The 13,596-nt window shown below is 66.0% G+C and carries 12 protein-coding genes and 1 pseudogene; 4 read left to right on the top strand and 9 right to left on the bottom strand.

The window, feature by feature from the left end; genetic code table 11:
* The first annotated feature begins 8 nt into the window (after positions 1-8).
* On the top strand, positions 9-866 hold the full coding sequence (locus tag ACFQNJ_RS12360) for a ribosomal RNA small subunit methyltransferase A (protein ID WP_382257768.1): 858 nt from the start codon (positions 9-11) through the stop codon (positions 864-866).
* 218 nt (positions 867-1,084) lie between these two features.
* On the opposite strand, the pseudogene ACFQNJ_RS12355 reads toward ACFQNJ_RS12360, so the two are convergent.
* The 8 genes and pseudogenes from ACFQNJ_RS12355 to ACFQNJ_RS12320 form a co-directional block, all read right to left on the bottom strand.
* Positions 1,085-1,480: pseudogene (locus ACFQNJ_RS12355) on the bottom strand (barstar family protein); the annotation flags it as partial.
* A gap of 54 nt (positions 1,481-1,534) precedes the next feature.
* The gene (locus tag ACFQNJ_RS12350) at positions 1,535-1,969 is read right to left on the bottom strand and encodes a guanyl-specific ribonuclease (protein ID WP_382257765.1); all 435 of its coding nucleotides are present in this window, start codon (positions 1,967-1,969) and stop codon (positions 1,535-1,537) included.
* A gap of 210 nt (positions 1,970-2,179) precedes the next feature.
* Entirely contained in the window at positions 2,180-4,480 is a 2,301-nt protein-coding gene (locus ACFQNJ_RS12345; RefSeq protein WP_382257763.1) for an NADP-dependent malic enzyme, read from the bottom strand.
* 202 nt (positions 4,481-4,682) lie between these two features.
* On the bottom strand, positions 4,683-4,916 hold the full coding sequence (locus ACFQNJ_RS12340; protein ID WP_382257760.1) for a (2Fe-2S)-binding protein: 234 nt from the start codon (positions 4,914-4,916) through the stop codon (positions 4,683-4,685).
* 113 nt (positions 4,917-5,029) lie between these two features.
* Entirely contained in the window at positions 5,030-5,506 is a 477-nt protein-coding gene (bfr, locus tag ACFQNJ_RS12335; protein ID WP_382257757.1) for a bacterioferritin, read from the bottom strand.
* 82 nt (positions 5,507-5,588) lie between these two features.
* Positions 5,589-6,554, bottom strand: a complete 966-nt coding sequence (locus tag ACFQNJ_RS12330) for a 1-phosphofructokinase family hexose kinase (protein WP_382257755.1) — start codon at positions 6,552-6,554, stop codon at positions 5,589-5,591.
* Positions 6,555-6,596: 42 nt separating this feature from the next.
* Entirely contained in the window at positions 6,597-7,172 is a 576-nt protein-coding gene (locus ACFQNJ_RS12325; RefSeq protein WP_382257752.1) for an MOSC domain-containing protein, read from the bottom strand.
* 11 nt (positions 7,173-7,183) lie between these two features.
* Positions 7,184-8,569, bottom strand: coding sequence for an aminopeptidase P N-terminal domain-containing protein (locus tag ACFQNJ_RS12320; protein ID WP_382257749.1), 1,386 nt, complete (start codon positions 8,567-8,569; stop codon positions 7,184-7,186).
* 120 nt (positions 8,570-8,689) lie between these two features.
* On the opposite strand from ACFQNJ_RS12320, the gene ACFQNJ_RS12315 reads away from it, so the two are divergent.
* Positions 8,690-9,550: a phosphate/phosphite/phosphonate ABC transporter substrate-binding protein gene (locus ACFQNJ_RS12315; RefSeq protein WP_382257746.1), complete on the top strand. Its 861-nt coding sequence runs from the start codon at positions 8,690-8,692 to the stop codon at positions 9,548-9,550.
* A gap of 12 nt (positions 9,551-9,562) precedes the next feature.
* On the opposite strand, the gene ACFQNJ_RS12310 is transcribed toward ACFQNJ_RS12315, so the two are convergent.
* Positions 9,563-10,306: a nucleotidyltransferase family protein gene (locus ACFQNJ_RS12310; protein WP_382257743.1), complete on the bottom strand. Its 744-nt coding sequence runs from the start codon at positions 10,304-10,306 to the stop codon at positions 9,563-9,565.
* A gap of 132 nt (positions 10,307-10,438) precedes the next feature.
* Here ACFQNJ_RS12310 and tkt point away from each other — a divergent pair, with 132 nt between their 5' ends.
* Together tkt and gap are read left to right on the top strand one after the other, a co-directional pair.
* Positions 10,439-12,514, top strand: a complete 2,076-nt coding sequence (gene tkt / locus ACFQNJ_RS12305; protein ID WP_382257740.1) for a transketolase — start codon at positions 10,439-10,441, stop codon at positions 12,512-12,514.
* Positions 12,515-12,559: 45 nt separating this feature from the next.
* Complete coding sequence (gene gap, locus ACFQNJ_RS12300) at positions 12,560-13,558, top strand: type I glyceraldehyde-3-phosphate dehydrogenase (protein WP_374640819.1); 999 nt, start codon at positions 12,560-12,562, stop codon at positions 13,556-13,558.
* Positions 13,559-13,596: the final 38 nt, after the last annotated feature.

Raw genomic sequence — 13,596 nt, 5'->3', positions numbered from 1 at the left:
CGGGTGTGATGAAGCACCTGCCCCGCAAGCGCTTTGGCCAGCACTTTCTCAGTGACAGCGCCATCATCGACGCCATCGTCCAGGCCATTGCACCGCAGCCCGGTGAGCCGATGGTGGAGATCGGCCCCGGTCTGGCCGCGCTGACGCAGCCGCTGGTCGAGCGCCTGGGTCATCTGACGGTGGTGGAACTCGACCGGGACCTTGCGGTCCGCCTGCGCACCCATCCGCAACTGGAGGTGGTCGAGTCCGACGTGCTGAAGGTGGACTTCACCGCGCTGGCCGAACGCCTTTGCGCAGGCGTCCAAGTGCGAGACATCGCCGCCGGGCCGTCCCAAGGCGATGTCAGCCCCCTTGGGGGGCAGCGACCCGCGCAGCGGCGGAGCGTGGGGGCCAGAATCCGTGTGGTGGGCAATCTGCCCTACAACATCTCCAGCCCGATTCTTTTTCATCTGCTGGACCATGTGGACGTGGTGCAGGACCAGCACTTCATGCTGCAGAAAGAGGTGATCGACCGCATGGTGGCCCAGCCGGCCACGGCCGATTACGGTCGGCTGTCGGTCATGCTGCAATGGCGTTACGCGATGGAGAACGTGCTGTTCGTGCCACCCGAATGCTTCGATCCGCCGCCCCGGGTCGACAGCGCGGTGGTGCGCATGGTGCCGCTGGCGCAGCCGCCCGCCATTGACTTCAGGACCTACAGCGATCTGGTGCAGACGTCGTTCAGCCAGCGCCGCAAGATCCTGCGCAACACCTTGGGCAAATGGCTGGAGGCTCGGGGTTTTTCCGGTGAGTTCGACCTGCAGCGTCGGGCCGAGGAGGTGCCGGTGGCCGAGTACGTGAGCTTGGCGCAAGCCGTTCAGCCATAGCCTGCATGCCGCCATGAAAAAAGCCGCTGCAGGTGCAGCGGCTTTTCATTTCGAGGAGGCTTTGGACCAGCTCAGGCGGCGGCCATCCAGTAGCCCGCATTGAACGGGCTGCTCATGCGCAGCGCCATCGGGCTCACGTCCAGAATCTTGTCGGTGGGCATGGGCTCTTCGCCTTCGGCCTCGGCGGGCTCTTCACCCTTGGGCGCGCGGGCCACCGAAAAGGAATAGAAGCAGCGGAACGGGATCTTGCGGTCGGACCAGTAGTCTGCGGCGTCGCGGAAGATGTCCAGCAGCTGTTCGCGGGCTTCCTTGTCGAACTTGGCGTGGGCCGGGATGTGCTCCAGCACGACGATGAAGCCCGTTTGCGGCCCGGACTTGTGGACCAGATCGGTCATGCAGTCGTAGAGCGCATCGAAGTTCTTGCCGAAATGCGGCGGCAGCGTGTACTGGGCAGCGATCAGTTCCAGCACGTCCTGCTTGCTCTGGGCCTTGGCCAGGTTGGCGTACAGGAAGTGGTGACCCAGCTGCTCGGCGGCAGCCTGCAGATCCTTCACGCCATAGGCGCGAATGGACTGGACGATGTTGGTGCGTACGTTACGAAGTGGCGTGTCCATCTCCGCGTTTCTTTCCACATGCAAGGTTGAAGATCCGGGGCTCTTGGCCGGGGCTCACTGCAGGATCCGTCTGAAGCTGCTGTAGTGGTCCTCGGTGTAATAACAGGCGTCAGGGTTTCGGGGTTGTTCGCCGCCACACACGATGCGCCGGGCACCACGGTGACGCAGATCCGGGGTCGGGACGGTATATTCCCGGTAATAGCCCCGTTTGGCGCGCGGCAGCAGTCGCTCCCGGTTGCCGAACACGGTGCCGTCCTTCTCGTACCGGAAGGGACCACCCTGGCGGATCTGTTCCATGACCTGCTGCCCCTGTCGAGGCAGTTGTGTCAGATGGATCTGGTCAGCGGCCGCAACCGGTTCGGACAAGCTTTGTGGTGACCGTGCATGCACCATGTTGGTGCCCAACCCTGTCGCCAGCACGATGGTCAAACCTGTCAGCCAGGTCTTTCCGCGCTTGATCCAACCTGCCCGGATCTGATGCAGATCCATGAAAAACCCTGCTCCTGATGTGATCAACCCGCCTCCATGACCCGCCGGCCACATGGCCGGCGACCGGGTGTCGGGGGCGGGTTAACCCTGTAAATCAAGGCCTGTAGTGTGCCTGAAGCGTTACAAAAAGGCAAGCCTTTGCTGAATAAACAGGCAGGTAAGCAAGGGTAAAAACGATCGACAAGTTAGTGCTTGCTTTTTCAGAAAGCCTTATCTCTGCGCATTGGCTTCGGCCACGGTCAGGGCGGTCATGTTGACAATCCGCCGGACGGTGGCACTGGCCGTGAGCACATGCACCGGTTTGGCCACGCCCAGCAGCATCGGCCCGATGGCGATGTTGCCGCCGGCGGCGGTCTTGAGCAGGTTGTAGGCGATGTTGGCGGCGTCGATGTTGGGGCAGACCAGCAGGTTGGCATCGCCTTCCAGGGTGGTGTTCGGCATCAGCGCCCGGCGGGCGTCGGCGTCCAGGGCCACGTCGCCGTGCATCTCGCCGTCCACCTCCAGCCACGGGGCCTGCTCGCGCAGCAGGGCCAGGGTCTGCCGCATCTTGACGGCACTGGGCTGGTCCGACGAGCCGAAATTGCTGTGTGACAGCAGGGCGGCCTTGGGCGTGATGCCAAAGCGCAGCATCTTGCGCGCGGCCATCACGGTGATCTCGGCCAGTTGCTCGGCGGTGGGTTCGTAGTTGACGTGGGTGTCGACCAGGAAAACCTGGCGACCGGGCAGCATGAGCGCGTTCATGGCGGCGTAGCAGTGGGCGCCCTCGCGCTTGCCGATGACCTGGTCGATGTAGTTCAGGTGCATGGGGTAGGTGCCCCAGGTGCCGCAGATCACGCCTTCCACGTCGCCCCGGCGCAGCAGCATGGTGCTGATGAGCGTCAGGCGGCGGCGCATCTCGATCTTGGCCAGCTGCTCGGTCACGCCGCGGCGCTCCATCAGCTGATGGTAGGTCTGCCAGAGTTCGCGGTAGCGGGCATCCTGCTCGACGTTGACCACGTCGTAGTCCTGCCCTTCCTTCAGACGCAGGCCGAACTTCTCGATGCGCTGAGCGATGATGGATGGCCGCCCGATGAGGGTGGGGCGGGCCAGGTTCTCGTCCACCACGATCTGGGCGGCGCGCAGCACCCGCTCTTCCTCGCCTTCGGCGTAGGCGATGCGCTTGGCCGCCGCGCGCTTGGCGGCGGCGTAGACCGGCTTCATCATCGTGCCCGAGGCGAACACGAAGCTCTGCAGGCGCTCGCGGTAGGCGTCCAGATCGGCCACCGGGCGCAGGGCCACACCGCTGTCGGCGGCGGCCTGTGCCACGGCCGGTGCGATCTTCATCATCAGCCGCGGGTCGAAGGGCTTGGGGATCAGGTACTCGGGACCGAAGGCCAGCTTTTCACCGGCATAGGCTGCCGCCACCACCTCGTTCTGCTCGGCCTGGGCCAGCTCGGCGATGGCATGCACCGCGGCGATCTCCATCTCGTCGGTGATGGTGGAGGCGCCGGCGTCCAGCGCGCCGCGGAAGATGTACGGGAAGCACAGGACGTTGTTGACCTGGTTCGGGTAGTCGGTGCGGCCGGTGGCCATGATGGCGTCGTCGCGCACGGCCTTGACCTGCTCGGGCAGGATTTCGGGCGTGGGGTTGGCCAGCGCGAAGATCAGCGGGTGGGCCGCCATCCTGGCCACCATGTCGGGCTTGAGCACGCCGCCGGCCGACAGGCCCAGGAACACGTCGGCACCGGCGATCGCTTCAGCCAGCGTGCGCTGCTCGGTCTTCTGCGCGAACACGGCCTTGTCCGGGTCCATCAGTTCGGTGCGGCCTTCGTAGACCAGCCCGGCCAGGTCGGTGACCCAGATGTTCTCGCGCGGCAGCCCCAGCTTGACCAGCAGCTGGATGCAGGCCAGCGCGGCGGCCCCGGCACCGGAGGTCACCAGCTTGACCTGCGTGATGTCCTTGCCCACCACCTTCAGGCCGTTGAGCAGGGCCGCGCCGACCACGATGGCCGTGCCGTGCTGGTCGTCGTGGAAGACCGGAATCTTCATGCGCTCGCGCAGCTTGCGCTCGACATAGAAGCAGTCGGGCGCCTTGATGTCTTCGAGGTTCACGCCGCCGAATGTCGGCTCCAGCGCGGCGATGATCTCGACCAGCCGGTCCGGGTCCTTCTCGTTGATCTCGATGTCGAAGACGTCGATGCCGGCGAACTTCTTGAACAGCACGCCCTTGCCTTCCATCACCGGCTTCGCGGCCAGCGGGCCGATGTCGCCCAGGCCCAGCACGGCGGTGCCGTTGGTGATGACCGCCACCAGGTTGCCGCGGCTGGTGTACTTGAAGGCGTTGACCGGATCGGCCACGATCTCCTCGCAGGGCGCGGCCACGCCCGGCGAATAGGCCAGCGCCAGGTCGCGCTGGTTGGTCAGCTGCTTGGTGGCGGCGATGGCCACTTTGCCAGGCACCGGTTTCTCGTGGTATTCGAGCGCTGCACGGCGCAACTCGGCGCGCTTGTCGGCTTGGGGATCGGTGCTCATGGCGTGTCTCCGGAAGAAATCTTGCAATGTGGAAACTGATTGCGCATTCTAAAGGTTGGGTGGTGGCAAGACATTGCGGAATTCCACAACCGCCAGTCAACACCATCATGACAAGGCTGGCAGGGATGACAAGGATCCGGGGTCATTCGGGCGCAAAAAAACCCGCCGATGGGCGGGTTCTGGTGCCGAACGGGGCCGGGAATCAGGCTGCCGCCACCAGCATGCCTTCGCGGGCAGTCTCGGGCAGGACCTGGCGGATGTGGGCGAGCGACTGGCTGGCATGGCACTCGGACCACAGCGCCCGGGCACTGCACTCGCACTTGCCGCACTGGGTGGCGACGCCATACTCCAGCTGGATGTCGTCAAAGGCCATGCCGTTGCGGGCGGCGCGGACGATGGTCTGGTCGTTGACCCGGTGACATACGCAAACGATCATGGCTGGGAGGATCAGAAATTGAAGATGCGAGAGAATGATAATTGCTCGCATTCAAAGTCACAAGCCCCTGCCGATCAGAGGGGAATGCCCGGCCACGAGCCGGGCGTCCCCACTCAGGAGGCGTCGCCCATCTGGCTTTGCAGGTAGTTCTGCACGCCGACCTTCTCGATCAGTTCCAGCTGGGTTTCCAGGAAGTCGATGTGCTCCTCGGTGTCGTCGAGGATCTTGAGCAGCAGGTCGCGCGAGACATAGTCGCGCACGGACTCGCAGTAAGCGATGCCGTCCTTGATGGTGGCCTGCGCGCCGCGCTCCAGGGCCAGGTCGCTCTGCAGCATCTCGGGCACGTTCTCGGCGATGTTGAGCTTGCCCAGGTCCTGTAGGTTGGGCAGGCCGTCCAGCATGAAGATCCGGTCCATCAGCCAATCGGCGTGCTTCATTTCGCCGATGGATTCCTCGTATTCCTTCTTGGCCAGCTTGTCCAGGCCCCAGTGCTTGAGCATGCGGTAATGGACGAAGTACTGGTTGATGGCCGTCAGTTCGTTCTTGAGCTGGGCCTGCAGATGGGCAATGGCTTGCTGGTCGCCTTTCATGGGTCGACTCCTTTCAGTGTGTGTTGTGGTCGATTGTGCTTTCAGGTGCAGCGTTTGTGAACCATGGATCCACGGGGCAGATTCATTCAAATGGCACCGCGCAGGGTTGCACCAGCGGTTGCAAACGGTGCACGTCCGCCGGCTGGCACAAGCCCGTGCCCACAGACACGAGGGCCGCCGTGCCACTGGCCACGCCCCAGGTGAAGGCTTCCTTGAGGGCCTTGCCTTGCTGCAGCGCCCACAGCATGCCGCCCACGAAGCTGTCGCCGGCCCCCACCGCACTGGACACCGTGACCGGCAAGGCCGGGGTGGTCCACGCTTCGTCCGCCGTCATCAGCGTGGCACCCAGATGGCCAAGGGTCAGTGCCACCACTTCGGCCTTCCCCTGTTGCACCAGAACCCTGGCCGCAGCGTGCCAGGCGGTTGCGTCCTCCAGCGGGCGTCCACACAGGTCGGACAGTTCGCGCAAATTCGGCTTGACCATGTAGACCCCGGCCTCCAGGGCGGCCTGCAGCGGGGCACCGGAGGTGTCCAGCACCAGGCGGCCGCCCCTGGCCCGCACCCGCCGGGCCAGTTGCGCGTAGAAGTCCACCGGCACACCCGGTGGCAGGCTGCCGCTGGCCACCACCCAGGCCGGGAACGGATCCAGCGTGTCGACCATTGACAAAGCGGCCAGCCACTCGGGCTCGGTCAGGGTGGGCCCCGGCATCACGAAGCGGAACTCGCTCCCGCTGCGGGTTTCGTGGACGGTAAAGCTCACGCGGGTCTCCTCACCGATGGCCAGAAAACGCACGTCCAGGCCCTCGGCGCGCATGCGCTGCTCCAGCCAGTGTCCGGTCGGTCCGCCCTGGGGGCACAGGCTCAGGCAGCGCCCGCCCAGCCGTGTGAGCACGCGGGCCACGTTGACCCCGCCCCCACCGGCGTCGTGCAGGGTCGGCCCGCAGCGCAGCTTGTGGGTCGGCACGACCTGCTCCGTGTCGGTGGCCAGGTCGACCGACGGGTTCATGGTCAGGCACAGGATCGGGTGGGCGGTGGCGGTGGTACTCATGCGGCGTTTGTACCGCAAACCCGGGCGCGCTCGCCGCCCTCGTCAGCGCAGGTGCTTGACCTTGCGTGCCAGAAAAGCGTCGCTGATCGTCAATCCCCGCGGCCCGGGCTGCACGGTGAAGTGCTCACCGGCCGACAGGGTGCCCGGCACCTCGACCGCCAGATAGAAACCGCAGGCCGCGTGCTGCACCATCAGGCGCGCCGCAGCGCCAAAACCCATGACCTCGGTGAACTTGAAGCACGGCTCCCGGGGTGCCGTTACCCGCAGGGTGCAGTGCGGAAACTGAAGGCGGTCGCCCACCCAGACCCCGGACTCGATCAAGCCTTCGATGCTCAGGTTCTCGCCCAGGAAGCCCCAGGGCAAGGCCTCGTCAAACAGGCTGACCCCGGCCGCGCGCCGCGCCTCGTGCCACATGGGGTAGTGCCCGGCAGGGTAGGCGTAGACGGTCTTGTGCAGGCCCCCATGAACGCTCAGGTCGGCCTGTTCATCGCCCGCCAGGCCCAGTGCGCCCACCCCGACAGTTCCATCGACCGCCCGCTTGCCGATGGCGGACAGCACCGTTCTGCCACCGGCGCGCAGCGGGCGGGCGCCACCGATATTGACACTGAGCACCCGCACGCAGGGTCGCCTCAGTCGCGCATCAGGGCTTCGATCTCGGCCGCGTCCACCGGTACGCCGCGCGTGATCAGCTCGCAGCCGGCAGGGGTGACCACAGCGTCGTCCTCGATGCGGATGCCGATGTTCCAGAAGTCCTTGGGCACGTCGGCGGCCGGGCTCACGTACAGGCCAGGCTCGATGGTCAGCACCATGCCGGGGCGCAGGATGCGGCTGGGCCGGTCCTTGATCAGCTCACCCGACAGCGGGTCCTTGCGTTCGCTGAGCTGGCCCACCTCGCTGGGTTCGACGTAGCTGCCGCAGTCGTGCACATCCAGCCCCAGCCAGTGACCAGTGCGGTGCATGTAGTGCCGGAAGTAGTGGCGCTTTTCGATCACGTCATCCAGGTGGCCTACGTCGTTGCGGTTGAGCAGGCCCAGGTCCAGCATGCCCTGCGCCAGCACGCGCACGGTGGCATCGTGCGGATCGATGAACCGGTTGCCCGGTCGCGTGGCCTCGACGGCAGCCGCCTGGCTCGCCAGCACCAGGTCGTACAGATCCCGTTGGGGACCGGTGAATTTTCCGTTGGCAGGGAACGTCCTGGTGATGTCGCTCGCGTAGCCATCCAGCTCGCAGCCGGCGTCGATCAGCACCAGCTCGCCGTCGCGCACAGGGGCGTTGTCGGCGCGGTAGTGCAGCACGCAGGCATTGGCACCGGCGGCCACGATGGAGCCATAGGCCGGGTATTGCGAGCCGTGCTGGCGGAACTCGTGCAGCAGCTCGGCGTCCAGGTGGTACTCGCGCACGTCTTCCCCTGCGCGGATCATGCGCGCGCAGCGCTGCATCGCGCGGATGTGGGCCTGGGCACTGATCTGCGCCGCCCGCTTCATCACGTCGATCTCGTGTGCGTCCTTGACCAGGCGCATCTCGTCCAGGATGCCGCACAGGTCACGCTGAGCGTCCGGGCACAGCGCGCCATAGCGCACCCGCGCCCGCACCTTCTGCAGCCACCCGTCGATGCGGCCCTCCAGCCCGGCATGGATCGCAAACGGGTACCAGACCGTGCTTCGGTTTTCCAGCAGGCGGGGCAGCCGGGCCTCCAGCTCGTCCACCGAAAAAGCCTCATCGACCCCCAGCGCCGCCGGAGCGGCCTGGGGACCCAGGCGGATGCCGTCCCAGATCTCCCGCTCCAGATCCTTGGGCTGGCAGAACAGGGTGGTGTGCCCCTCGGCGGTGATCACCAGCCAGGCCCGCGGTTCGGTAAAGCCGGTCAGGTAGTAGAAGTAGCTGTCAAAGCGGAACAGGTACTCGCTGTCGCGGTTGCGCGTGCGCTCTGGGGCGGTGGGAACGATGGCGATGCCACCGGCGCCGAGCTGGGCGGCCACGCGGGCGCGCCGCTGCTGATGAAGTGTTTGGGACATGGAAATAGCTTATCGCAAGCGCACTGGTCGCGCAGACCCTACCGCTGGTAAGCCCGATGGATGAAACTCATTCAAATATTGGCATGCTCAATATTTAGAGCAAACTTTGCAGGAATGAACATGTCTGTTGGGAAATGGTGGGGCGCCACTCTGCGGCGCAGGGCGGTGGCGGGCTTCCTTGGTCTGGCGGGTTTGTGGCCGGTGGTGGCCAGCGCCGAGCTGGTGTTTGCGGTCAGCGAGGGCACGTCCGGCGGTGGCGCCTCCATCACGGACGCCCAGATGGCCACCAAGTACAAGCCCCTGGTCGATGTGATGGAAAAGATGCTCAAGGACACGGTCAGGGTGCGCTACGTGCGCGATTTCGCCGCGCTGGAAGCCGGCATGCGCAACGCCAGCTTCGATCTGGTGATCGCCAGGCCCAGTGACTACCCGGCCCGGGGCGTGCGCGACTACGGCTATTCGGCGGTCACCACCACCCGGCCCGACGGGCACTGCCTGATCGTGGTCCGCAAGGATGCACCCTTCAAATCCCTGGACGAGCTCGCGGGCAAGAGCCTGATCCTGCCCGAGGAATCGGCCTACATGACCAAGTTCTGCCTGGCCGAGCTGCGCGACAGGGGGATGCGCCTGGGCAGGGTCCACTATGTGCGTGAACAGGCCGCGATTCCGTTTGCGCTGGCCAATCACCTGGCCGTGGTCGGGGGCGTGGCCTCGTACTCGGGCGTGGCCAGGCGCCTGGATGCCGAGGGCCTGCGCGTCCTGGTCGAAAGCCGGCCGCAGCCCTTCCTGCCGCTGATCGCCGGGCGGCGGGTCAGCGCTGAGCAGGTGCAGGCCTTGCGGCGCGCGCTGACGGAGCTGATCCAGACCGAGCAGGGAGCCGCAGCCCTGGGGGCGATTGGGCTCAAGGCGTTCGACACCGACCCTCAGCAGCGTCTGCTGGCTCTGCTGGCATGGCTGGAAGGCAAGTCGGCGTCCAACTGACCGCCGCCACGGTCAAATCGCGTTGAGTTGCGCCAGCCGCTCTGGCGTGCCCACATCGGTCCATGCGCCGTGGTAGATCTCGGCGCTCACCAGGCCTGCGTCCATGGCGCGGCGCAGCACCGGCGCCAGCGGCGCCGCCGTGCCTTGCGGATTGCCAGGCAGGATGTCGCACCAGGGTGCCTCGAACAAGGCCCGCCGATACAGGCCGATGGTGCTGAAGGTCCAGCGGGGTGCCTCATCGGTGTTGAGGGCCAGGCCCTCGCCAGACAGACCGAAATCGCCTCGCGGGTTGTGCTCGGGGTTGGGCACCAGCCACAGGTGGGCCAGCCGCGTGCCCGCCGCAAAACGCCGCACCGCCTCTTCGGTGAAATCGAACCCGGGCACGAACACGTCGCCAGCGGTCACCCAGAAGATGTCCCCCAGCAGGGGCAGGGCGCGCACGATGCCACCCGCTGTCTCCAGGGCATAGCCGAAGTCCTGTCCTTCGTGTGAGTACACCAGGTCCGTGTCCGGATGATGGGCCGCCCAAGGCGCCATCGTCGATGGAATCTGGTCACCCAGCCAGGCCGTGTTGATCACGAAGCGGCGCAGGCCCGCCGCGTGCAGGGCATCCATCGGCCACTGCATGAGCGGCTTGCCCTGCACGGACAACAGGGGCTTGGGTGTGTGATCCGTCAGGGGACGCATGCGCATGCCCCGTCCGGCCGCCAGAACCATGGCCACCAGATCGCCTGCCAAGCCGCTTGTGTTGTTCATGCCAAACCCCCTCTCCTTCTGCCCCGGATTATTCCCCAGCTGGCCCTCCTCAGCCCTGGTTCGGCCCCGCCCGATAAAATCAGGGGTTTTGGCGCCCAGGCGCCCCACCCCTCGTCTCCAAATCGCCCGCCCATGTCCGACGCCACCACCCCCGTTTCTGTTCCGGCCCCCGTCGCCGTCACGCCCCAGGTCATGGCCAATGCCATCCGAGCCCTGGCCATGGATGCGGTGCAGGCCGCCAACTCCGGGCACCCCGGCGCGCCCATGGGCATGGCCGACATGGCGGTGGCCCTGTGGGGTCGTCACCTGCGCCACAACCCGGCCAACCCGTCCTGGGCCGACCGTGACCGCTTCGTGCTCTCCAATGGCCACGCGTCGATGCTGATCTACGCGTTGCTGCACCTGAGCGGCTACAAACTGCCGATCGAGGAACTCAAGGCCTTCCGCCAGCTCGGCAGCAAGACCGCCGGTCACCCCGAGGTCGGTCACACCCCGGGTGTCGAGACCACCACCGGCCCCCTGGGCCAGGGCATCACCAACGCGGTGGGCATGGCGCTGGCCGAGAAGCTGCTGGCCGCCGAGTTCAACCGCGACGGTCACGCCATCGTCGACCACCGCACCTACGTGTTCCTGGGCGACGGCTGCCTGATGGAAGGCATCAGCCACGAGGCCGTGGCCCTGGCCGGCGCCTGGAAGCTCAACAAGCTGATCGCGCTGTACGACGACAACGGCATCTCCATCGACGGCCAGGTCGCGCCGTGGTTCATCGACGACACGCCCAAGCGCTTCGAGGCCTGCGGATGGAACGTGATTCGCGCCGTCGACGGCCACGACGCCGACGCCGTGGACCGTGCCATTGCCGATGCGAAGAACAGCGCCGACAAGCCCACGCTGATCGTCTGCAAGACGGCCATTGGCAAGGGAAGCCCGAACCGCGCCAACACCGCCAAGGCCCATGGCGAGCCGCTGGGCAAGGACGAGATCGCCCTCACCCGCGAAGCCCTGGGCTGGAGCCACGAGCCTTTCAAGATTCCCAAGGACGTCTACGCCGCCTGGGACGCCAAGGCCGCCGGCAAGGCCCTGGAAGCGGCCTGGAACGACAAGTTCAAGGCCTACAAGGCCGCCTTCCCCGAGCTGGCCAAAGAGTTCCTGCGCCGCATGAAGGGCGAGCTGCCCAAGGCCTTCCATCAGGTGGCCGTCAACGCCGCCGTCGAAGCCCACACCAAGGCCGAGACCGTGGCCAGCCGCAAGGCCAGCCAGATCGCGCTGGAGCACTTCACCGCCGCCCTGCCCGAGCTGCTGGGCGGCTCGGCCGACCTGACCGGCTCCAACCTGACCAACACCAAGTCGACCCCCAACCTGCGCTTTGACCTGGCCGGTGACGTCGTCAAGAACGAGGCCGGTGTGGGTGGCCGCCACATCAACTACGGCGTGCGCGAGTTCGGCATGGCCGCCATCATGAACGGCGTCGCCCTGCACGGCGGCTACATCCCCTACGGCGGCACCTTCCTGACTTTCAGCGACTACAGCCGCAACGCCATCCGCATGGCCGCGCTGATGAAGCAGCGCGTGGTGCACGTGTTCACCCACGACTCCATCGGCCTGGGCGAAGACGGCCCGACCCACCAGTCGATCGAGCATGTGGCCAGTCTGCGCCTGATCCCCAACCTGGACGTCTGGCGCCCGGCAGACACCGCCGAGACCGCGGTGGCCTGGGCCGTGGCCTTGCAAAACGCCACCCGCCCGACGGCCCTGTGCCTGTCGCGCCAGAACCTGCCCTACGCACCCAAGAGCGACCTGTCCGACATCAGCAAGGGCGCCTATGTGCTGTCCGAGCCGTCCGATCTGGGCCTGAAGAAGAAGGCGCAGGCGGTGATCATCGCCACCGGCTCCGAGGTGCAGCTGGCGCTCAAGGCCCAGGAAGCCCTCGCCAGGGAGCACAAGATCGCGGTGCGCGTGGTCTCCATGCCCAGCACCACCACCTTCGACCGCCAGGACGCTGCCTACAAGGCCGCCGTGCTGCCGGCTGGTCTGCCGCGTGTGGCGGTGGAAATGGGCTCGACCGACGGCTGGTGGAAGTACGGTGTCGCCGCCGTGGTCGGTATCGACACGTACGGCGAATCGGCGCCCGCCCCGGTCCTGTTCGAGCACTTCGGTTTCACGCCGGCCAATGTGGTGGACACCGTCCGCACCGTGCTGGCCAAGTAAGGTTTCCCTTTCATTCTTTTTCATCCATCCACAGGAGCTGAGGACATGGCTATCAAAGTCGGTATCAACGGTTTCGGCCGCATCGGTCGCAACGTGCTGCGCAGCGCGATCCAGAACTTCCCGGACATCGAGATCGTTGCCATCAACGACCTGCTCGAACCCGACTACCTGGCCTACATGCTCCAGTACGACAGCGTGCATGGCCGCTTCAAGGGCACCGTCAAGGTCGAGGGCAGCAACATCGTCGTCAACGGAAAGACCATCCGCCTGACACAGGAGCGCGACCCCGCCAACCTGAAGTGGAACGAAGTCGGCGCCGACGTCGTCATCGAGTCCACCGGCCTGTTCCTGGACAAGACCACCGCCCAGAAGCACCTGGACGCCGGTGCCAAGAAGGTCATCCTGTCGGCCCCCTCCAAGGACGACACCCCGATGTTCGTCTACGGCGTCAACGACAAGACCTACGCCGGCCAGGCCATCATCTCCAACGCTAGCTGCACCACCAACTGCCTGGCACCTGTGGCCAAGGTCCTGAACGACAAGTGGGGCATCAAGCGCGGCCTGATGACCACCGTGCACGCTGCCACCGCCACGCAGAAGACCGTGGACGGCCCTTCCAACAAGGACTGGCGCGGTGGCCGCGGCATCCTGGAAAACATCATCCCGTCTTCCACTGGCGCCGCCAAGGCCGTGGGCGTGGTGATCCCCGAGCTCAACAAGAAGCTGACCGGCATGTCCTTCCGCGTGCCGACCTCCGACGTGTCGGTGGTTGACCTGACGGTGGAACTGAACAGCGAAGCCACCTACGACGAGATCTGCGCCGAAATGAAGGCCCAGAGTGAAGGCGCACTCAAGGGCGTGCTGGGCTACACCACCGACAAGGTCGTGGCCACCGACTTCCGCGGCGAGACCTGCACCAGCGTGTTCGACGCCGACGCCGGCATCGCCCTGGACAAGACCTTCGTCAAGGTCGTGGCCTGGTACGACAACGAGTGGGGCTACTCCAACAAGTGCCTGGAGATGGTCCGCGTCGTGGCCAAGTGATGTCCGTCGGACGTTGCTGAAAGAGGGCGCCTTCGGGC

The organism is Hydrogenophaga bisanensis, from assembly GCF_042665135.1.
GTDB classification, from domain to species: Bacteria; Pseudomonadota; Gammaproteobacteria; order Burkholderiales; family Burkholderiaceae_C; genus Hydrogenophaga; species Hydrogenophaga bisanensis.
This window is presented reverse-complemented; position numbering and strand designations above follow the sequence as displayed.

What these genes read in the sequence shown, in the direction of transcription:
- ACFQNJ_RS12360 (WP_382257768.1), top strand. Translation starts at nt 9, where the DNA reads ATGAAGCACCTGCCCCGCAAGCGCTTTGGCCAGCACTTTCTCAGTGAC.
- ACFQNJ_RS12350 (WP_382257765.1), bottom strand. Translation starts at nt 1,969, where the DNA reads ATGGATCTGCATCAGATCCGGGCAGGTTGGATCAAGCGCGGAAAGACC.
- ACFQNJ_RS12345 (WP_382257763.1), bottom strand. Translation starts at nt 4,480, where the DNA reads ATGAGCACCGATCCCCAAGCCGACAAGCGCGCCGAGTTGCGCCGTGCA.
- ACFQNJ_RS12340 (WP_382257760.1), bottom strand. Translation starts at nt 4,916, where the DNA reads ATGATCGTTTGCGTATGTCACCGGGTCAACGACCAGACCATCGTCCGC.
- bfr (WP_382257757.1), bottom strand. Translation starts at nt 5,506, where the DNA reads ATGAAAGGCGACCAGCAAGCCATTGCCCATCTGCAGGCCCAGCTCAAG.
- ACFQNJ_RS12330 (WP_382257755.1), bottom strand. Translation starts at nt 6,554, where the DNA reads ATGAGTACCACCGCCACCGCCCACCCGATCCTGTGCCTGACCATGAAC.
- ACFQNJ_RS12320 (WP_382257749.1), bottom strand. Translation starts at nt 8,569, where the DNA reads ATGTCCCAAACACTTCATCAGCAGCGGCGCGCCCGCGTGGCCGCCCAG.
- ACFQNJ_RS12315 (WP_382257746.1), top strand. Translation starts at nt 8,690, where the DNA reads ATGTCTGTTGGGAAATGGTGGGGCGCCACTCTGCGGCGCAGGGCGGTG.
- ACFQNJ_RS12310 (WP_382257743.1), bottom strand. Translation starts at nt 10,306, where the DNA reads ATGAACAACACAAGCGGCTTGGCAGGCGATCTGGTGGCCATGGTTCTG.
- tkt (WP_382257740.1), top strand. Translation starts at nt 10,439, where the DNA reads ATGTCCGACGCCACCACCCCCGTTTCTGTTCCGGCCCCCGTCGCCGTC.
- gap (WP_374640819.1), top strand. Translation starts at nt 12,560, where the DNA reads ATGGCTATCAAAGTCGGTATCAACGGTTTCGGCCGCATCGGTCGCAAC.